Below are 20,450 nucleotides of genomic sequence, written 5' to 3' on the forward strand. Positions count from 1 at the left end.
ACCCGGATGTCTTAGAACCATCCTTTTCCTCCTTCTATTATAGCACATTTTTTAATCTAGGTTTGCTAGATTTACTGCTACTATCTATTTATTCGGAAAAGAAAGGAGAAAGTTAAAAATTTTTAGACTTCACAGGTTGAAATTTACATAAAAAAGCAGCTGATTCTTTTTTTGATTCTACCATATTTCTAGCGATTACTCCTATAAATAGGATACATCCCAGTTTCTAGTAGAAAAGGACTCTGAAAAGCAAACAAAAACCAGTATTAGGAAGAGTTAAATCTTATCTGAAAATGACTAGCTCTCAAGCTATAGTTTTTTGTCTAGATATAAGTATCACTAGGAAAAACTCCATAAGTAAACACACCAAAATTGGATATTCCTACTATGCGAAAACCTCTTCAAACTACGTCAACTTTGCCTTACCTACAAGCTCACAACGCCTTTTGAGCAATTTGCCACTAGATTCTTAGTTTGCTCTTTGATGTTCATTGATTCGCAATCCTCTAACACTCAACAAAAATATAGTGAAATGAAATAAAATTTGAATAAACCGCTTAGGAAAGTCAAATCAATTTCTAGGAATGTTTTAGACGTCACAATATACTTTTCCAACCTCAATCCACTATAACTCTGCATATAAAAATGGAGAAGATGGCAATCCTCTTCTCCAAATATTAACTTCTTTACAAACCAACTATAGTTGATAAAGAACCTAAAATCAATTGATAACACAAGGTCAGGTCGGTCAACTCCTTCAACTGAAGCCCTGTCAACTCTTCCCATTTATCAATCTTGTATTGGAGAGAATTGCGGTGCAGATAGAGTTGCTGGGCTGTTTTTGTTAGGACAGCACTATTTTCCCAAAGGGAGAGAATGATTTCCTGAATCTGATCTTGATCCAAAATCATCTGGTGCAGGCATTCTTTAATGACTCTCAGATCCACAATTCTTTCCCCCATACTCCAAAGATAGAGTTGTGAAAAGGTATGAACACCTTGGTGACCCTGACGCCACCAAGTCTTAAACAAATCTCGCTCTGCTTTGATTAGGTCTGATAGGGCTTGGTGCCCCGTCTGAGACCAAACCTGTCCTAACATGATAGAGAGACGAAGTCCAAAGTCATACTCAACCGCTTCAATTGTATCACTTAAAATATCTCGTACAGAGGTGTATTTGTCTTGTTGCAGCACGAAAACATAATCCTGAGCACCGACCTGTAGCACCGTCTGACAGTTAGGAAAAAGAGTCCGCATCATATCCAACCAAGATGCTAGATTTTCCTGCTGAAAATAAGAAAGATGACAATAAACCAACTGAATCTTTCTAAAAGCTTGCGGTGCCTGCCCCTTCCCCTCAATCAGATAAGGATACCAAGGATTGAGCGAACTAGCTTGCTCCTGCTGGGTCAAAAGGGCAACCAACTGCTTTTCACGCTCGCTGAGCCCAGCTTCCTCCAGCAAAATCCACTGTTGAGAAGCCAAAGGAAGAGTTAAGTAACCCTCTTTCTCTACTGGTTGATCTAAAATCTGAGCCTCAGGAAACCAGTCTTGTAGTTCTTTTGCAATCATGTCCTAGCCCTCCACTTTTTGGATGCACCAAGAAATCAAGCTCTCAAGACGTTCTAGATTTTCTGTCATATGGAGATAGCCCATCACCGCTTCAAAGCCAGTAGACATGCGATAAGTCACCACATCAGCATTTTTAGCCTTGGTATGACTATTGGTATTGCGACCACGTTTGTAGATTTCCTCTTCTTTTTCCGTCAGGACTTGCTCCTCCAACATAAGGGAAATCAGGCGAGCCTGAGCCTTGGCTGAGACATACTTGGTCGCCTCTTGGTGGAGTTTATTGGGTTTGGTCATGCCTTGGAGAATGAGATGACGGCGAATATACATAGAATACACCGCATCTCCCTCAAAAGCTAACGCAATCCCGTTAATGAGATTGACATCAATCACGTGTCCACCTCACTCCATCCTTGGTGTCAAGGAGCTTAATTCCTTGAGCAGCCAATTGGTCACGGATTTGGTCCGCTGTCGCAAAGTCACGATTGGCACGCGCTTCTTGGCGTTTTTGAATCAAAACTTCAATCTCTGCATCCAAAACTTCCTCGACAAAGACAATTCCAAAAACTTCTAACATAGCCGCAAGAGCTTGCTTAACACTTGCATCATAGTTTCCTGAGTTGATCCATTTGGCCATTTCAAAGACAACTGTGATACCGTTTGCGGAGTTGAAATCCTCATCCATAGCTGCTACAAACTTATCTTTAAAGGTTTGTAACTCTTGAGCATCTACAGTTCCTGTAAATGGTTGCTCATAAGTATTCTTTAGATACTTGAGATTGGTCTCCGCATCACGCACTGCTTTTTCCGTAAAGTTGATAGGCTTGCGGTAATGCTGAGTCGCAAAGAAGAATCGAAGCACTTGCCCATCAAGAGTTTTGAGGGCATCGTGTACGGTTATAAAGTTACCCAAGGACTTGGACATCTTGACATTGTCAATATTAACAAAGCCATTGTGCATCCAGTAGTTGGCAAAGGTCTTGCCTGTTTTGGCTTCTGACTGGGCAATTTCGTTGGTATGGTGAGGAAACTCAAGGTCCGCTCCACCACCGTGGATATCAATGGTATCGCCTAAAATTTCTGTCGACATGACTGAACACTCGATATGCCAGCCCGGACGACCAGGTCCCCAAGGACTGTCCCAAGAAATCTCGCCTGGTTTAGCAGCTTTCCATAGAGCAAAGTCTACCGGATTTTCCTTGCGAGCCGTTTCTTCATCGGTACGACCTGAAGCACCCAGCTCCAAATCTTCCAAGGTTTTATTAGCCAATTTAGCATAGTTGTGAGATTTTTCCACACGGAAATAGACATCCCCTTGACTCTCGTAAGCAAAACCTTTTTCAATCAAGTCTTCCACAAAACGGATGATGTCAGCCATAAACTCTACTACACGAGGATGGCGAGTCGCAGGCTTGACACCCAAGGCTGTCACGTCCTCACGAAAGGCAACAATGTATTTGTTCGCAACCTCCTGAGGCGTGATACCTTCTTCCTGAGCACGGTTGATAATCTTATCATCCACATCCGTAAAATTGGAAATATAGGCAACCTCGTAGCCACGGTATTCGAAATAACGACGAATGGTATCAAAAGCCACCGTTGAACGGGCATTCCCCACGTGGATATAGTTGTACACGGTTGGCCCACAGACATACATCTTAACCTTACCGTCCTCGATAGGGACAAATTCTCGCAAATCACGAGACATGGTGTCATAGATTTTAATCATAAAATAATAGTCAGGAAAGCTAAAATCCAAGAACAGTTAGTTTCATCACTAAGAGTTCAATTCAATTTCAGTCCGAATGTCTCTAGACTTCGGAATCCCTTGCTCCTTTCTAAAAAGTAAAAGAAGAATCAAATAAATGCAAGAAAAGGGCTAACAGTCGCCCTCTTGCTTTACGACCTACTCAGTCGAATATCGTCTTTTAAAAAATGTTAATAGATAAAAGAATCATCATAAATTAGAGCCCAGACGATCTGTGACTGGCTTCTTTAGCCTGCTCGAGTTTATTGACATAATACTCTCGTTTTTCTTCGACTTCGTGAATGACTGGCTCATCTTTCTTACCATGAACACGGACAATCTTGGCCGGAATACCGACAACCGTCACATCACTAGGTACATCTGCGACGACAACTGCTGCTGCACCGACCTTAGCATTTTCACCGATTTCTACAGGCCCGATAACTTGGGCATGGGCTGATATGAGGGCTCCCTTTCGTACAGTCGGATGGCGTTTGCCACAGTCTTTCCCTGTTCCCCCGAGAGTCACTCCGTGATAGAGGAGAACGCCTATTTCAACAATCGCTGTTTCTCCAATCACCAAGCCTGAACCGTGGTCGATAAAGACACCTGAATCGATCTGAGCACCTGGATGAATCTCAATCTGAGTCCAAAAGCGCCAGAACTGACTGTGCATACGAGCCAGGAGTTTGAAGCCATGCTTCCAGAGAAAATGCGAGAGACGGTGGGCCGCCAAGGCCTTGACACCTGGATAAGTCAGCAAAACCTCCAAAGTGGTGCGGGCCGCTGGATCATTTTCTTTTACGATATCAATGGTTTCGCGCCACCATCCCATACATTTCTCCTTTTCTTATTCTGAATCTTTTGGTGTTTCTGTAAATTCTTTCTTAGGTTTGTGGTCCTTGTGATGACGTGGGCGGTGAGGACGTTCTGATTTTTCACCTTTTTCATCACGTTCAGGTTTTGGAGGACGAGGAAGAAGAGCCTTCATAGAAGCATCCACACGTCCTTTTTCATCAATCTTGATTACCTTAACATCAACTTCATCCCCGATTTCAACCAAGTCTTCTACTCGATTAGTACGAGTCCAAGCCATTTCAGAAATGTGCACAAGTGCATCTGTCTTATCAAAGAGGTTGACAAAGGCACCAAATTTCTCGATACGAACAACCTTAGCACGGTAAACTTCATCTACCTTAGCTTCACGGACCAAACCAGCAATGATTTCTTTGGCACGGTTGATGGCATCTTGGTCGCTAGAGTAGATAGACACATTTCCTTCTTCGTCGATATCAATCTTAACGCCTGTTTCAGCGATAATCTTGTCGATGGTTTCTCCACCCTTACCGATGACAATCTTAATCTTGTCCACATCAATCTTGATGGTATCAATTTTTGGAGCAGTTGGAGCCAATTCTGGACGAACTTCTGGAATGGTTGCTTCAATCACATCAAGGATTTCAAAACGCGCTTTCTTGGCTTGAGCAAGGGCCTCAGTCAAGATTTCTGCAGTAATCCCTTGAATCTTGATATCCATTTGAAGGGCTGTAATCCCATCACGAGTACCTGCAACCTTAAAGTCCATGTCTCCAAAGTGATCTTCCAAACCTTGGATATCTGTCAAGACTGTGTAGTTATTTCCATCTGAGATGAGACCCATAGCAATCCCTGCTACTGGTGCCTTGATTGGCACACCACCAGCCATAAGGGCAAGCGTTCCCGCACAGATAGAAGCTTGAGAAGAAGAACCATTTGATTCCAAGACTTCTGCTACTAGACGGATAGCGTATGGGAATTCTTCCAAGCTTGGCAAAACTTGAGCAAGAGCACGCTCACCAAGAGCCCCGTGACCGATTTCACGACGACCTGGCGCACCGTAACGACCTGTTTCCCCTACAGAGTATTGTGGGAAGTTATAGTGGTGCATAAAGCGTTTCTTGTACTCTGGGTCCAAACCATCGATGATTTGAGTTTCCCCCATTGGAGCCAAGGTCAAAACTGAAAGGGCCTGAGTTTGCCCACGAGTGAAGAGACCTGAACCGTGCACACGAGGAAGGAAGTCAACAACCGCATCCAAAGGACGGATTTCATCGACCTTACGACCATCAGGACGCACCTTGTCTTCTGTAATCAAACGGCGCACTTCAGCATGTTCCATTTGTTCCAAGATTTCAGCAACATCACGCATGATACGGTCGAATTCTTCGTGATCCGCATATTTTTCTTCGTAAACAGCAGTTACTTGGTCCTTAACTGCTTGAGTTGCAGCTTCACGAGCCAATTTTTCTTCTACTTGAACCGCTTTTTGAAGGTCGCTGTTGTAGGCTGCGATGATTTCAGCTTGCAAGTCAGCATCCACATGAAGCAATTCTACTTCTGCTTTTTCCTTACCAACTGCTGCAACGATTTCTTCTTGGAAGGCAATCAATTCTTTGACTGCTTCGTGCCCTTTAAGGAGAGCTTCCAGCATGATTTCTTCTGACAATTCTTTAGCACCAGATTCTACCATGTTGATAGCGTGCTTGGTTCCAGCTACTGTCAATTCAAGAAGAGATTGCTCTGCTTGTTCTTGACTTGGGTTGATGATGATTTGGCCATCTACATATCCCACTTGTACCCCAGCAATTGGTCCGTCAAATGGAATATCTGAAATAGACAGTGCCAAAGATGAACCAAACATAGCAGCCATTGGTGCAGATGCATTTTCATCATAAGAAAGCACTGTATTGATGACTTGGACTTCATTACGGAAACCTTCCGCAAACATAGGACGAATCGGACGGTCAATCAAACGCGCTGTCAAGGTCGCATCTGTTGAAGGACGTCCTTCACGTTTCATAAAGCCACCAGGAAACTTCCCAGCCGCATACATTTTTTCTTCGTAGTTGACTTGGAGGGGGAAGAAATCCCCAGTTGCCATTTTCTTAGACATAACGGCAGCAGTCAAGACAGTTGACTCACCGTAACGTACAACAACAGAGCCATTTGCTTGCTTAGCAACCTGACCAGTCTCTACAATTAACTCACGACCCGCAAAAGTCGTTTGAAACACTTGTTTTGTCATTTTAATCCCCTTTGGATTGATGAAATTATACGCCTTGCCTACAAAGATCAGGATACAAAGGGCGTAAAGGATCCCGTATGAAAATAGGAGATTGACGCAGTGTGCGATGCACACCAGGAAATCTATCTTTTTCACTAGGGATTTAGCCCGTGTTCAATTACACAAGATACTAAGCCGTCAAGCAACTCAAAGGAAAATAGGAAATCGAACGACGGAGCGACTGCTCCTAGGCAGATTTATCTTTTTCCACAGAGTTGTAGGCGTGTTCAATTCTCAAGATACCAAGGACGTCAAAAGCAAAGTAAAAATAGGAAACTGACGAAGTCTTCGATGAAGACAAAACAGTTTATCTTTTTTACACAGCTTTTCGGCTGGGTTCAATTACACAAGATATTTTGGACGGTTCGGCTTGCCGAATATTTCTGTAGAAAAATAGGAAAGTGACGCCGCACTCGACGAGTGCTAGGAAGCTTATCTTTTTTCCTAAGAAATGATACCAAAATTCAATTAAGTATCTTTTTGATATTTCCCTGAAATAGTGCGGACGGGAGGTAAAATTATCCAGTGGATGATTTTAGAAATCCAATGGCATTTCAATGGTAATTTTTAATTACTTCGCCTTTTCATTTCTATGCTCAGGCTAAAATAGTTTCCCGAACTATTTTACTCTCAAAAATCCCGTCTTAGATAATAATATTGTTGTCATCTAAGATACCACGATAGCGTGAAATATCTTTTAAATACTCACTCTGTTCGTGTTTTTTGAGACACACATTATCAGATTTTGCTTAAAAAATAATCAACTTTAAACAAACTTCTACAACCTAAATACCCTCATCTTTGTATCAAGTACGTACAGAATCTATTTTATCATATTTTTCTTAAAAAGTGCGGTCTTTACCATTAAAAAGGAACCATTCCCCTCACCTGAGAAGAATGGTTTGCTTTTTATTATCCTAGAGACTGGTGATTAAACAAAGCATGTGTTGCTTGGTGGATGTATTTTGCTGTTTCTGCATTGTTCATAGTGTAGAGATGCACACCGGCAACATCCTGAGTTACCAAGTCCACGATTTGGTCCACCGCATAGGCAAGTCCTGCTGCTCTGAGCGACTCAGGGTCATGCTCATACTTGTCTAAAATGGCTTTAAATTTGCGTGGAAGATGGATATTCTCACAAGTCTTCAAGAGGCGGAGAGCCTGATTTCGATTCAGAATTGGCATAATCCCTGCATGAATGGGTACATCAATCCCAGCCAAGATGCACTTATCTTGGAAATCATAGAAGCGCTCATTGTCAAAGAAAAGCTGAGTTACAAGGCTCGAACAACCTGCATCCACTTTCTTCTTAAGATTTTGAATATCTGAAATCTGATTTGGTGAATCTGGATGCCCTTCTGGATAACAAGCACCAACAATATCAAAGTGAGGGGCTTGTTCCTTGATGAACTCAATCAAGTCAGTTGCATAGCGGAAATCCTTTTGCGGTTCCACATCAGGAATAATATCCCCACGAAGAGCCAAGATTTCCTGCACTCCAACCTTGTCCAAATCAGCAATAGTTTCAGCAACCTTGTCCTTAGTCAAATAGATGGCTGGCAAGTGAGCAATAGTCGGAATCGCCAAGTCATTTTGGATAAAGTCGGCCAAACGGACCGTCGTTTCCTTGATATTAAATTTATTATTGCTGGCAGTTACACTGATAAAGTGCGGCGCTAGCTCCTGCATATCTTGAAGAGCAGAAATAATGTTATCATTACCCACGGCTGGGTTGGGAGGGAACACTTCAAATGAGAGTGACGGTGTTTGGCGTGACATATGTAATAACCTTTTCTAGTTGATTTCTTTTTGAACAACCATTGTATGGAGAGAAATCTAATCTTACAATTTCTCACGCGCAGCTTTAGCTGCTTCAACAAGGCGGATCAAGCTTTCTTTTGTTTCTGGAATACCACGTGTTTTCAAACCACAGTCAGGGTTGATCCAAACTTTCTTGCTTGGCACTTTAGCAAGGATAGCTTCGATTGTGTGGTCGATTTCGCCTTCATTTGGCACACGAGGTGAGTGGATATCGTAAACCCCAGGTCCTACTTCTGTTTGGAAGTTTTTCGCTTTGAGTTCGTCCAAGATTTCAAGGTTTGAACGGCTAGCTTCAAAGGAAATAACATCTGCATCCATGTTGTCGATAGCTGGGATGATATCTGTAAATTCTGAGTAACACATGTGAGTGTGGATTTGAGTATCTGGCGCTACTGTTGAGTGTACCAAGCGGAAGGCAGGAATTGCCCAGTCAAGGTAGTCTTCATACCAGTCGCTACGACGGAGTGGCAATTTTTCACGAAGAGCAGCCTCATCGATTTGGATGATTTTCACACCAGCAGCTTCAAGGTCAAGCACTTCATCCTTGATAGCAAGAGCGATTTGAAGAGTAGAATCCTTGATAGAGATGTCTTCACGTGGGAATGACCAGTTGAGGATGGTAACAGGTCCAGTCAACATACCTTTAACAGGTTTGTTTGTACGGCTTTGTGCATAGCTAGACCATTTAACAGTGATAGGGTTAAGACGAGTGACATCACCCCAAATGATTGGTGGTTTAACCCCACGCATACCGTATGACTGTACCCAACCATTTTTAGAGAAGAGGTAACCTGACAAGTTTTGACCGAAGTACTCAACCATGTCATTACGCTCAAATTCACCGTGAACAAGGACATCAAAGTCGATATCTTCTTGCCATTTGATCCATTCGTCAATTGTTTCAGCAAGGAAAGCATCGTACTCTTCTTGAGACAATTCACCTTTACGGTAAGCCAAACGTTTAGCACGAACTTCTTTAGTTTGAGGGAATGAACCGATAGTTGTTGTTGGAAGAGCTGGAAGCTTAAGAGTTTCTTCTTGGATGGCTTCACGTTCTGCAAAGGCTGGCAAACGAGTGTAGTCTGCGTCTGTCAAGCCAGCGATACGCGCACGAAGTTCCGCATTTTCACCCACACGCTCAGTCGCAAAGAGTTCTTTGTTGGCTGCAAGTGCTTCTTCACCTTGACCGTTGCGGATAGCATCCAAATCACGGATCTCATCCAATTTTTCAACCGCAAAGGCAAAGTGGTTCAAGATTGCTGGTTCAAATTCTTCATTAGCAGTTGTAAATGGCACATGAAGAAGTGAGCATGAGCTTGTCAAGACAATGTTTTCAGCTGGGATTTGCTCAAGAACAGCCAAGCTCTTTTCGTAGTTGTTGCGCCAGATGTTTTTACCATTGACAATACCTGCATAAAGAGTCTTATCAGCTGGGAAACCACCTTTAACCAATTCAAGAGTTTTCTTACCCTCAACGAAGTCCAAACCGATGGCATCAACTGGCAAGTTTACAAGGTCAGCGTAGACGTCACGAACGTCACCGAAGTAAGTTTGAAGCAAGACTTCAAGACCTTTTTTGTCAGCCAAAAGTTTGTTGTAGAGATTCAAGAAGAGAGCTTTTTCTTCAGCTGTCAAATCTTTGACAAGAGCAGCTTCGTCGAGTTGGATACGAGTCGCACCAAGTTCAGCCAATTTAGCAAAAACTTCTTGGTAAGCAGCCACTAAGCTGTCTACGAAGTCTTCTGCTTTCACGCCTTCTTCAAAGTCTGACAATTGAAGGAAAGTGAATGGACCTACAAGAACTGGGCGAGTGTTCAATCCAAGTTCTTTGGCTTCTTGGAACTCATCAAAAATCTTGTGACCTGCAAGTTTAACTTGAGTGTCTTTTTCAAATTTAGGAACGATGTAGTGGTAGTTGGTGTTGAACCATTTCTTCATTGGAAGGGCGCGAACGTCCCCTTTTTCTCCTTGGTAACCACGACCCAAAGCGAAGTAGCGCTCAAGGTCAGACAAGTCCAAGTTTTGAACGGATGCAGGTACCACGTTGAAAAGGAAAGCTGCATCTAGGAAGTTGTCATAGTGAGAAAAGTCATTTGATGGAATTTCAGTGATACCTTTTTCTTTGACAATGTTCCAGTGTTTAGCACGCAAGTCTTTTGCGGCTGCCAAGAGTTCTTCTTCTGAGATTTCTTTTCTAAAGTATTTTTCAGTTGTAAATTTTAATTCGCGGAATTCGCCCAAACGAGGGAAACCGATGATTGTAGTTGACATGATGTGTCCTCCAAAATTTGTTGTTGAAACTATCTTAACAGAAAAGAAATCATCTGTATAATTGTAAAAAATTAGGCTTTGATATAGTTTGAAACTATATCTCTGTTTTAGACAAAAGAAAAAGACCTGAGAAAAATGCCTCAAATCCTTTGTGCAGCTTGTTTTTAGCTGTATTTTTGTTAGAATGCTCAAACGCCTTATTAGTAATTCTTATAAGTGACTATGGCTTGTTATTAGAAAAGACTATAATACTCTTCGAAAATCAAATTCAAACCGCGTCAACGTCGCCTTGCCTTAGACATATGGTTACTGACTTCGTCAGTCTTATCTACAACCTCAAAACAGTGTTTTGAGCAACCTACGGCTAGTTTCCTAGTTTGCTCTTTGGTTTTCATTGAGTATGAGTCTACTCTAATCAACTCTTTTCCTGTTCGAGTGGGACGACTACTAGTGTCTTTCCTAAACTGGCTAGGACTTTTAAGACTGTGTACAACTGGGGGCTAGTCTTGCCTGTTTCCATCCTAGCTATGACAGGCTGGCTTACTCCACTAAGTTCTTCTAGCTTTTTCTGACTGATTCCTTGCTCATGTCTGGCTTCAATCAACTCACTCATAATAGCCACTCGCATATCACTTTCAAGAATTTCCTCCTTGGTAAAGAGTTCTGATCGGACATCCTTCCAGTTACTTCCAATAGCACTATTCTTCATCACTTAACCCTCTTTCTTTTAGATCTATGTATTTTTTGAAAAAATGAGCGAATTATAATTCGATAGATTGACCAGCGGGTTTAAAATTGGTGCTAGCTTGTTTCTTAAGCGCTTTTCCTTTTCTAGGATAAAGCAGATCCTGTTTTGACAATCCTAATTTTCCATGATGGATCCAGTAGTAGATGGTAGAAATTACCACGTTAATTCCCTTAGCCTTGACCATCATTTCAGGAGAAAACTTTTGATTATGATAGTGGAGAATCTTTTCCTTTAATTCCTTGGTCAAGCTTGATTTCTTGACCGAGCGCTTGCGATTACTTTCATAAGACTGCTGAGCGTAGTCGGCAGAATAAATCTCTTTGAAGCGCCCTTTTCCAAGACATTTTCGGACTGTCCCACGCTTGATTTCAGTATGGATAGTTTGAGGAGCTTTTCCAAGTAGAGAGGCAATTTCTCTATTTGATTTTCCCTTTTTTCCATCGTTCGATTAAGCGACGACTATCGATTGTCAAATGTTTACCTTTTGTAGTATAATTGTCTTGCATTTCTGTGCCTTTTAATCATTTCAATCTTAAATTGGACTTTTTTTTACTTGGGTTGTACTTAATCTATGAGGAAGACAAGAAAAAGAATATCAATCAAGTAAAGTCACAAAGTCACATTAGCTCCGAGCAAGCATTGCAAATTGAGGTACTCATACAATGATTAAAACATTTCTCTCTGCCCTTTCTGTCATTCTCTTCGCTATCCCTATCATAGCTTATTCTTTTTTCCCATCTTCTAATCTTAATATTTGGCTATCTACCAGACCTATCTTGGCACAGATTTATGCCTTTCCCTTAGCTACTGCAACTATGGCTTCTATTTTAAGTTTCTTATTTTTTTCCCTATCTTTTTACAAGAAAAATAAACAAATACGGTTTTACTCTGGCATTTTGCTCTTACTATCGCTCATATTACTATTATTCGGAACAGATAAAACCCTTTCTTCTGCATCAAATAAGACTAAAACCTTAAAATTAGTAACTTGGAACGTCGCTAATCAAATAGAAGCACAACATATTGAGCGAATTTTTAGCCATTTTGATGCCGATATGGCTATATTCCCTGAACTAGCTACCAATATCAGAGGTGAGCAAGAAAACCAGAGAATCAAACTATTGTTTCATCAAGTTGGACTTTCTATGGCCAACTATGATATTTTTACTTCTCCACCTACTGACAGTGGAATAGCTCCTGTGACTGTGATTGTCAAGAAAAGTTATGGTTTCTATACAGAAGCTAAAACTTTCCATACAACACGTTTTGGGACAATTGTATTACATTCGAGAAAACAAAATTTACCAGATATCATTGCTTTGCATACTGCTCCTCCTCTGCCAGGTTTAATGGAAATCTGGAAGCAAGACTTAAACATCATTCATAATCAATTGGCTTCAAAATATCCAAAGGCTATTATTGCAGGTGATTTTAATGCAACTATGCGTCATGGAGCACTTGCAAAAATAAGCTCTCATAGGGACGCATTAAATGCACTTCCACCTTTTGAAAGAGGAACTTGGAATAGCCAAAGTCCAAAACTTTTTAATGCAACAATAGATCATATTTTATTGCCTAAAAACCACTACTATGTTAAAGATTTAGACATTGTAAGTTTTCAAAACTCTGATCATAGATGTATTTTTACAGAAATCACATTTTAATTATTTTATACTCTTCGACAATCTCTTCAAACCATGTCAGCATCGCCTTACCTTAGACATATGGTTACTGACTTCGTCAGTCTTATCTACAACCTCAAAACAGTGTTTTGAGCAACCTACGGCTAGCTTCCTAGTTTGCTTTTTGATTTTCATTGAGTATTATATAAAATCACCCCTCTAGTGTTCATAAACTAGAGGGGGAATTTGTATCATACTATCGTTTAACGCACTTCTGCATTCACTTTTTCTTCGAGAGACGCTTGGATTTTTTCCATATAGCGTGCGACTTCTTCGTCCGTTAAGCTGTCTTCTGGATTTTGGAAGGTCAAGCTATAAGCCATTGACTTCATACCAAGTCCCAATTTTTCGCCTGAGAAGACGTCAAAGAGTTTGATGTCTGTCAAACGTTTCACGCCGGCAGCTTGGATAGCATCTATAACTTCTTGGTGAGTGACTTCTGTCTTGAGAAGGAGGGCAACGTCACGGCTGACTGCTGGGAATTTGGTGATTTCCACAAATGGAGCAGCAGGTTGAAGAGCAGCCTCGATGGCTGAAAGGTTAAGCTCAGCTACATACGTTTCTGGAATATCGTAAGCCTTAGCAGTGACTGGATGCACTTGGCCAAGGAAACCAAGAACTTGGTCACCGAGTGAAATCATAGCTGTACGACCTGGGTGGAGACTAGCAATCTCAGCTGTTGCTGTATAAGTCACTGCAAGTCCCAAGCGAGTAAAGAGCGCTTCAATGATTCCCTTAGCATAGAAGAAATCAACTGGAACTGCTGCTGTTTGGAAATCTTTTTCTGCAACCAAGCCTGTCAAGGCAAAGGCAAAACTGTTGATTTCATTTGGAAGTTCTTCTTTTGGATTGCCAGTTTGTTCAAAGACTTTTCCAATCTCGTAAAGGGCCAAGTTTTTATTCTTACGAGCCACGTTGTAGGCAACGGTATCAAGGATACCAGAAATCATATTTTGACGGAGGACAGAACGGTCCACAGTCATTGGCCACATGAGTTCTGTAAGGTTACTTGGTTGAGCCGTAAACTCAACTGCTTTTTCAGGAGTTGTCAGAGCATAGGTGATAATTTCTGTCAAACCTGCTCCTTCAGCAATCGTACGAACTTGACGACGGAGTTTCTGTGTCACAGTCAATTCACCAGCTGTACCATCATCTTTTGGAAGACTGGTTGGCAAGCGATCATAACCGTAGATACGAGCGATTTCTTCAAAGAGATCTGCCTCGATTGTGATATCCCAACGGCGACGTGGGACGCTGACTGTAAAGCTATCTGCATTTCCAGAAAGGCCAAAGCCAAGACGACGGAAGACGTCTTCTACATCCGCGTAAGAAAGTTCTGTACCAAGGACGCGGTTAACATCAGCAAGGGTTGAAGAAACTTCCACATCATAGGTATCAAGCTCACCCGCTGAAACAATACCCTTACGTACTGTTGCACCTGTAAGCTCTGCAATCATGCTAGCCGCCGCATCAAGGGCTTCGTTAACAGTTGCCACATTGACGCCTTTTTCAAAGCGAGAAGATGACTCAGAACGAAGGTTGAGGCGACCACTAGTCTTACGAATTGATTTTCCGTTGAAGACTGCAGCTTCAAGGACGACACGACTAGATTTTTCAGAAATTTCTGTTGCTTGACCTCCCATGACACCTGCAAGGGCTACTGGCTTGTCTGCGACAGTGATAACTAAGTCATTCACGTCCAAGTCACGTTCTTCGCCATCTAAAGTCACCAATTTTTCACCAGCACGCGCTTCACGCACACGGATGTCAGTCCCTTCAAAGGTATCCAAGTCAAAAGCATGCATTGGTTGACCAAAGTAGAGCAGGATGTAGTTGGTCACGTCCACCACGTTGTTAATAGGACGGATTCCTTCATTCATGAGAAGGTTTTGCAACCATTGTGGACTTGGTGCGATCGTCACATTGTCCAAGATACGAGCTGCATAGTAAGGCGCCTTGTCTGTCTCAATGCCCACAGAAAGAGCATCTGCTGCAGCTTGGTCAGTTTCTGAAAGAGTAAATTCTTTAAAGTTGACCGCCTTGTCATAGATGGCTGCCACTTCGTGAGCCACCCCACGCATAGAAAGAGCGTCCGCACGGTTAGGTGTAATTGAAAGTTCGATGATTTCATCATCCAAGTCTAGATATGAGAAGACTTCATCCCCAGGAACGGCATTTTCTGGCAAGATTTGGATGCCATCTGCGAATTCCTTTGGTACAACTGAGTCAGAAATACCCAATTCACCAAGCGAGCAGATCATTCCAAGTGACTCAAGACCGCGGATTTTTCCTTTTTTGATTTTGTAGTTGTCAGCGATGCGAGCTCCTGGAAGAGCCAACATAACCTTGATACCAGCACGCACATTCGGTGCACCACAGACGATTTGACGGGCTTCTTCTTCGCCAACGTTAACCTGACAAACATGGAGGTGAGTTTCTGGCACATCTTCGCAAGACAAGACCTCACCGACGACAATTTTTGAGAGACCAGCAGCTGGTGATTCGACACCTTCTACCTCGATCCCTGTAGTTGACATTTTTTCAGCCAACTCTTGTGATGGAACATCAATGTTCACCAATTCTTTTAACCATTTATAAGATACAAGCATAATTTAGTTCTCCAGAATGACAGTTGCCACTCTGGTTCTTTTCCTTTCCTATCATTTCAATAGAAGAATCATCTTCTTACCTTAATTTCTTTCTCAGCAACCAATCCGTATCTACTTTTTGACCAACCATAAAATGATGTTGGCTAAATTTTTCAAAACCATATCGATTATAAAACGCTTGAGCTTTTGTATTATGCTCCCAAACACCTAACCAAGCCCAGGAAAAACTATTTTTTGTAGCAAGTTCAAGTGCGAATTCAAACAGTTGTTTACCTAGTCCAAATCCTTGGAATTTTTGTAGCACATAGAGGCGTTGAATTTCAAAAGCGTCCTCTAATTCTCTCTCAGTCTGAGCACTTCCCCAGTTGACTTTGAGAAAACCAGCTATCTCCTCTTCATGCATAATGAAATAGGTTTCGGATTCAGAATTTTCCAACTCAGTTGACAAAGTTTTCAGACCATAAGCCTCTTCAAAGTATTCCTGTAACTGCTCTTCCGTATTATCATGAGCAAATGTTTCACGAAAGGTTTGTTTGGCAATTTTGGACAACACCTCAACATCTGCCATTTCTACTTTTCTAATCATTATTTAAACTGTTCTGAGAAGCGAACATCTCCTTGGTAGAATCCACGGATATCATTGATTCCGTAACGGAGCATGGCTACACGTTCTTGTCCAAGACCAAAGGCAAATCCAGAGTAAACAGTCGCATCGATACCACTCATTTCAAGGACACGTGGGTGAACCATACCGGCCCCCATAATTTCGATCCAACCTGTTTTCTTACATACGTTACAGCCTTCTCCACCACACTTGAAGCAAGAAACATCCACCTCAACAGATGGCTCTGTGAATGGGAAGTAGGATGGACGCAGACGGATTTGACGCTCTTCACCGAACATTTTTTGCACAATCAACTGAAGGGTTCCTTGAAGGTCTGCCATAGAGATATTTTTCCCAACAACCAAGCCTTCAATTTGGTGGAATTGGTGACTGTGGGTCGCATCGTCCGTATCACGACGGAAGACACACCCTGGTGAGATCATTTTCAAAGGACCTTTAGAGAAATCATGCGCATCCATAGCACGCGCCTGAACTGGAGACGTGTGGGTACGAAGTAAGATTTCTTCTGTGATGTAGAAAGTGTCCTGCATATCACGGGCTGGGTGGTCTTTTGGAAGATTCATACGTTCAAAGTTATAGTAGTCTTGCTCCACTTCAAAACCATCCACTACTTGGTAACCCATACCGATGAAAATATCTTCAATTTCTTCACTGGTTTGTGTCAAAACATGACGATGGCCAGTCGCAACAGGACGACCCGGAAGTGTCACATCGATGCTCTCGCTAGCCAATTGAGCTGCGACTTTCTTTTCTTCCAAGAGTTTAGCTGTTTCTTCAAAGGCTGCTGTCAAGACATCACGCGCTTCATTGACGTGTTTACCGATAATTGGACGCATTTCAGCAGAGACATCTTTCATCCCTTTGAGGATTTCAGTGAGCGAACCCTTTTTACCAAGGACAGAGACACGCAAATCTTGCATCTCTTTTTCATTTTCAGCAGTAATCTGCTTCAAGCTAGCCAGCGTTTCTTCGCGAAGCGCTTTTAATTGTTCTTCAATAGTTGACATAATTCCTCCATCAGTCGCTCGTAGATAAAAAGAAAACCACATGTCAAAAACTCCACTCGGAGCGTTGACACGCGGTACCATCCGTTTTCATCTGACAAGTCAGACCTTCATTTCTAAATCCATGCGCAAGTGAATTCGCCCAGCTTTCATATAGAGAGCTTACAGTCACGGCTCTCCTCCCTGATATACTTCCCTTGAGTTACTAGTCTTGCAGATTTCTATTCAATTACTACATAGTTTATCAGATTTTTACCATTCTTGCAAGACCTATCTCACTTCTGTTTGTTAGATGTGCTTCGAATGTGATAATGCCATCACTATCACTAAAGAAATGAAAATCATACATAGAAATTTTTAAAAATTTTCTCTATCGTAAACCTGTCACTAGTTCAGAAGCTATACTAGCTGATTCCAAACGTAGTATGGTCATTTCATCTACCTTCCCTAATAATGGCATTGCACCATACCAAACAATGGTCTTGTTTACCAAAAGAATAGGCGTGACTATTTTTGATTGAGTAAAAGATACTTTAATTTTCTGGCTCTTCAACTGGTCTAGCCATGCTTTATTTGCAACCGTCTCTGGTATACATATCTCAATTTGACTAATCCTAAATTCTTTTAGAAAATTCATCAGTTTTGTCTGGTGCACATAAGGTAAAATAAGCATACATTCCTGGCTTTCCCCTGCTAAGTCCTCTCTCAACACCTTCTCATATCTACTATCAACATAAACGAATTGTTTCTCCTCACCCTCGATGACACGATAATCCATCTTTCGATAAGCTACTTGTCGTTTCTGAAACATCTTTTCTAAATAAGGAACATGAATATCCACATAATCGAAAATACGCACCAATGACTTATCCTTGTAGTTTCTATGAATCCGACCTGCATACTGAATTAAATTATTTTTCCAAGAAAAGGGTGCTGCCAAAATAAGCGTGTCTAGCTGAGGTAAGTCAAAACCTTCGCCAATGTATTTTCCAGTAGACAACAATACAAAACCTTTATCTAGCTGTTCTAATATCTCCAGTAAACTTGTTCTCTCTCGGACTTTGGTTTTGCCACTAATAATATAAAAATCATCAACTTCTTTCTCTTTCAATAACTTTTCAAAGACATCTATCTGTTGAATTCGACTGACTAAAACCAAGATATTCCGCCCTTCTGCCACTTGGGCTAGAATATCCTTGAGAATCATCTGATTCCTCACTGAGTCAGTAGCAATCCAATCACTAAGCTGTATAAAATTACTTGCTTTGGTCTTTTCAATCTCCAAATGACCAAAAGAAGTGAATCTTAATTGCAATTGCCGTTTAAAATCCGTTTCCCTCTTATCAGCAGTATGGAGTATCTCACCAATTCTCTGAAAAACAATAGGCTCATGACCATTCTTACGCTCAGGCGTAGCCGTTAAACCGTAAAGATACTTCCCTCTAAACTGAGCAACAACTTTTTCAAACATCAAGGCAGAGACATGATGACACTCATCCACAATCATCATCTCATACTCATCCAAAAGACTTTGACTATTTTCCAACTTAAATAGAGATTGAATCATAACAACATCAACCAGTTTACTCAGCCATTTCTTAGTCCCACCGTACTGCCCAACATAGCCGATTACCTTTTCACGACCTGATGGTGTATAACGGGTAGCTTCTGCCTCTTCGAAAGTCAGAAAACGGTTTAAACGATCCAGCCATTGGTCTAAGAGTTGCTTATTATGAACTAGAATAATTGTTTTTGTCTTCCGTTCAGAGATGAGAGCAGCACCTAAAACGGTCTTCCCAAAACCAGTCTCCGCATGGAGTAAACCATTTTCTTTGGAAATCATATCTGACAGGGCTAACTCTTGCTCAAAAGTGAGTTCTCCCTTAAATTCCACGCTAATAGACCTTTGTACCTTTCTCCTATCTTCCACAGATACCTGCTCATACTCCATGAAAATCAAAGAGCAAACTAGGAAGCTAGCCGTAGGTTGCTCAAAGCACTGCTTTGAGGTTGTAGATAAGACTGACGAAGTCAGTTACATATATCTACGGCAAGGCGAAGCTGACGTGGTTTGAAGAGATTTTCGAAGAGTATTAAATTTATCTTGCAATGGATATAGTAAACCTCTTGGCAACCATAAATAATGATCGGATTCTCCAAATAAATACATTCGCTCAGGAATTTGATAGGTTGGCTGTCGCATAGCCTGCTTTAAATAAAATTCGGGATTAGAAAATGAAGCCATATTTTTCAAGAAAAACAGTGTCTTTGGTGTCACAGACGATTTTTTAAGTTGGATAGTATTGGATAAGACGATCTGCAACTCCTTGTCCAATTCTTGCTTGCCTAACTCCTCTTGAATTAACAGTGCCACTTTAGCAGTTGAAATCCTCTGGATTTCTTGTAGATACCTCCATTGGTCTTCATAAGGCTGAAAATGTTCATCCACAAAAACCGTTCGCCCTTGATGATAAGCTTCTCCTTGAAAAGGAAGGGCAATCAAATTACCAAATCCACCTTTAGGAAGAACATCCTGATTTGGAAACATGCGATCAAAAGAATCAAAGGACAGTTGCATACTTTCCTGCATTGCCAGTTCTATCAGTTTCTTTCCAAACAAGCGAGCCTCTCGACTCGGAATCGCTTCCTCAAAGAAGAACCAAATATGGAGTCCGTGACCCGAACGAGAAATCTCTAAATGGGCTTCCATCTGGCGTTCCCTGGCTATTCTTCGAATGGTTAAACCAGCTTCTTTCCAATCTCCTTCATCAAAATCCAGTACCAAAAAATAACAGCTATCATCTAAGTGCATAGGAAAGATACCGATAGCTGTCTCCCCACGAAAATGAGATTTCAAAACGGAGTCCGTTAATGTCTGGAAACTCCGTTTTTCAGGCGGCAACTGCTTCCAACCATAATCATAGGATGGAAAATACTGAATTTTCCCTTGATCATTGATAAAACTCTTAGCATAAACATCATAACGGCCAGCAAACACAGAGGTAAACAATTGTAATTTTTCTTGCGTCGTCAAGTGACTACTTTGAAGTTGGAACATCTCCTCGAACTGAGAGCGTTCCATCACAAACTGACTCTTGTCTTTAAGACGTTTACACAAGAAAAACTCACTATCCCCATTAAAAGAAGAAAAGACATCAAGTACTTCTACCACAATTCCATCCAAAGACACAAAAACAGCCATAAGAGTCACCTCCTTGATTCCTATAGGCTGATTATAACAAGAATAGCTGAAATTGTACACGAAAATAAAA

14 protein-coding genes and 2 pseudogenes are annotated in these 20,450 nt (G+C 41.5%); 2 read left to right on the top strand and 14 right to left on the bottom strand.

The genetic code is table 11. The annotated features are described in order from the left end of the window. Nucleotides 1-686: 686 nt before the first annotated feature. The 9 genes and pseudogenes from WKI23_RS00005 to WKI23_RS00045 all read right to left on the bottom strand — a co-directional run. Entirely contained in the window at nt 687-1,571 is an 885-nt protein-coding gene (locus WKI23_RS00005; RefSeq protein WP_368078523.1) for a PucR family transcriptional regulator, read from the bottom strand. Between the two features lie 3 nt (nt 1,572-1,574). Continuing rightward, nucleotides 1,575-1,961 carry a Mini-ribonuclease 3 gene (locus WKI23_RS00010; protein WP_368078524.1) on the bottom strand — a complete coding sequence of 129 codons (387 nt, stop codon included), beginning with the start codon at nt 1,959-1,961 and terminating at the stop codon, nt 1,575-1,577. Next, on the bottom strand, nt 1,954-3,297 hold the full coding sequence (cysS, locus tag WKI23_RS00015; RefSeq protein WP_368078525.1) for a cysteine--tRNA ligase: 1,344 nt from the start codon (nt 3,295-3,297) through the stop codon (nt 1,954-1,956). Before cysS ends, WKI23_RS00010 begins: the two co-directional genes overlap by 8 nt. Before the next feature lie 235 nt (nt 3,298-3,532). After that, nucleotides 3,533-4,150 carry a serine O-acetyltransferase gene (gene cysE / locus WKI23_RS00020; protein ID WP_368078526.1) on the bottom strand — a complete coding sequence of 206 codons (618 nt, stop codon included), beginning with the start codon at nt 4,148-4,150 and terminating at the stop codon, nt 3,533-3,535. 15 nt (nt 4,151-4,165) lie between these two features. Next, nucleotides 4,166-6,379 (bottom strand): polyribonucleotide nucleotidyltransferase, encoded by a 2,214-nt coding sequence (pnp, locus tag WKI23_RS00025; RefSeq protein WP_368078527.1) that lies wholly within the window; start codon nt 6,377-6,379, stop codon nt 4,166-4,168. Nucleotides 6,380-7,330: 951 nt separating this feature from the next. After that, nucleotides 7,331-8,197 carry a methylenetetrahydrofolate reductase [NAD(P)H] gene (gene metF, locus WKI23_RS00030; protein ID WP_368078528.1) on the bottom strand — a complete coding sequence of 289 codons (867 nt, stop codon included), beginning with the start codon at nt 8,195-8,197 and terminating at the stop codon, nt 7,331-7,333. 63 nt (nt 8,198-8,260) lie between these two features. Further along, on the bottom strand, nt 8,261-10,510 hold the full coding sequence (metE, locus tag WKI23_RS00035; protein ID WP_368078529.1) for a 5-methyltetrahydropteroyltriglutamate--homocysteine S-methyltransferase: 2,250 nt from the start codon (nt 10,508-10,510) through the stop codon (nt 8,261-8,263). 415 nt (nt 10,511-10,925) lie between these two features. Further along, complete coding sequence (locus tag WKI23_RS00040; protein WP_368078530.1) at nt 10,926-11,219, bottom strand: helix-turn-helix transcriptional regulator; 294 nt, start codon at nt 11,217-11,219, stop codon at nt 10,926-10,928. A gap of 58 nt (nt 11,220-11,277) precedes the next feature. After that, nucleotides 11,278-11,764, bottom strand: a pseudogene (locus WKI23_RS00045) (transposase); the annotation flags it as partial. A gap of 156 nt (nt 11,765-11,920) precedes the next feature. Between WKI23_RS00045 and WKI23_RS00050 the strand changes: the two are divergent. Continuing rightward, a complete protein-coding gene (locus WKI23_RS00050; protein ID WP_368078531.1) occupies nt 11,921-12,922 on the top strand; it encodes an endonuclease/exonuclease/phosphatase family protein in 1,002 nt (333 codons plus the stop codon). 221 nt (nt 12,923-13,143) lie between these two features. On the opposite strand, the gene pheT is transcribed toward WKI23_RS00050, so the two are convergent. From pheT to WKI23_RS00070, 4 genes and pseudogenes are all read right to left on the bottom strand, one after another. Continuing rightward, nucleotides 13,144-15,549: a phenylalanine--tRNA ligase subunit beta gene (gene pheT, locus WKI23_RS00055; protein ID WP_368078532.1), complete on the bottom strand. Its 2,406-nt coding sequence runs from the start codon at nt 15,547-15,549 to the stop codon at nt 13,144-13,146. A 76-nt stretch (nt 15,550-15,625) separates the two neighbouring features. Next, nucleotides 15,626-16,135, bottom strand: coding sequence for an N-acetyltransferase (locus WKI23_RS00060; protein WP_368078533.1), 510 nt, complete (start codon nt 16,133-16,135; stop codon nt 15,626-15,628). After that, nucleotides 16,135-17,181 carry a phenylalanine--tRNA ligase subunit alpha gene (gene pheS / locus WKI23_RS00065; RefSeq protein WP_368078534.1) on the bottom strand — a complete coding sequence of 349 codons (1,047 nt, stop codon included), beginning with the start codon at nt 17,179-17,181 and terminating at the stop codon, nt 16,135-16,137. Before pheS ends, WKI23_RS00060 begins: the two co-directional genes overlap by 1 nt. Before the next feature lie 367 nt (nt 17,182-17,548). Next, nucleotides 17,549-19,120: pseudogene (locus tag WKI23_RS00070) on the bottom strand (DEAD/DEAH box helicase); the annotation flags it as partial. 7 nt (nt 19,121-19,127) lie between these two features. Between WKI23_RS00070 and WKI23_RS00075 the strand changes: the two are divergent. Continuing rightward, complete coding sequence (locus WKI23_RS00075; RefSeq protein ID WP_268810470.1) at nt 19,128-19,253, top strand: hypothetical protein; 126 nt, start codon at nt 19,128-19,130, stop codon at nt 19,251-19,253. On the opposite strand, the gene WKI23_RS00080 is transcribed toward WKI23_RS00075, so the two are convergent. After that, on the bottom strand, nt 19,214-20,380 hold the full coding sequence (locus tag WKI23_RS00080) for a TOTE conflict system archaeo-eukaryotic primase domain-containing protein (protein ID WP_368078535.1): 1,167 nt from the start codon (nt 20,378-20,380) through the stop codon (nt 19,214-19,216). The two genes, WKI23_RS00075 and WKI23_RS00080, sit on opposite strands and share 40 nt — an antisense overlap. Nucleotides 20,381-20,450 lie beyond the last annotated feature (70 nt).

The organism is Streptococcus pseudopneumoniae (assembly GCF_038148955.1).
Taxonomy (GTDB): Bacteria; Bacillota; Bacilli; order Lactobacillales; family Streptococcaceae; genus Streptococcus; species Streptococcus pseudopneumoniae_T.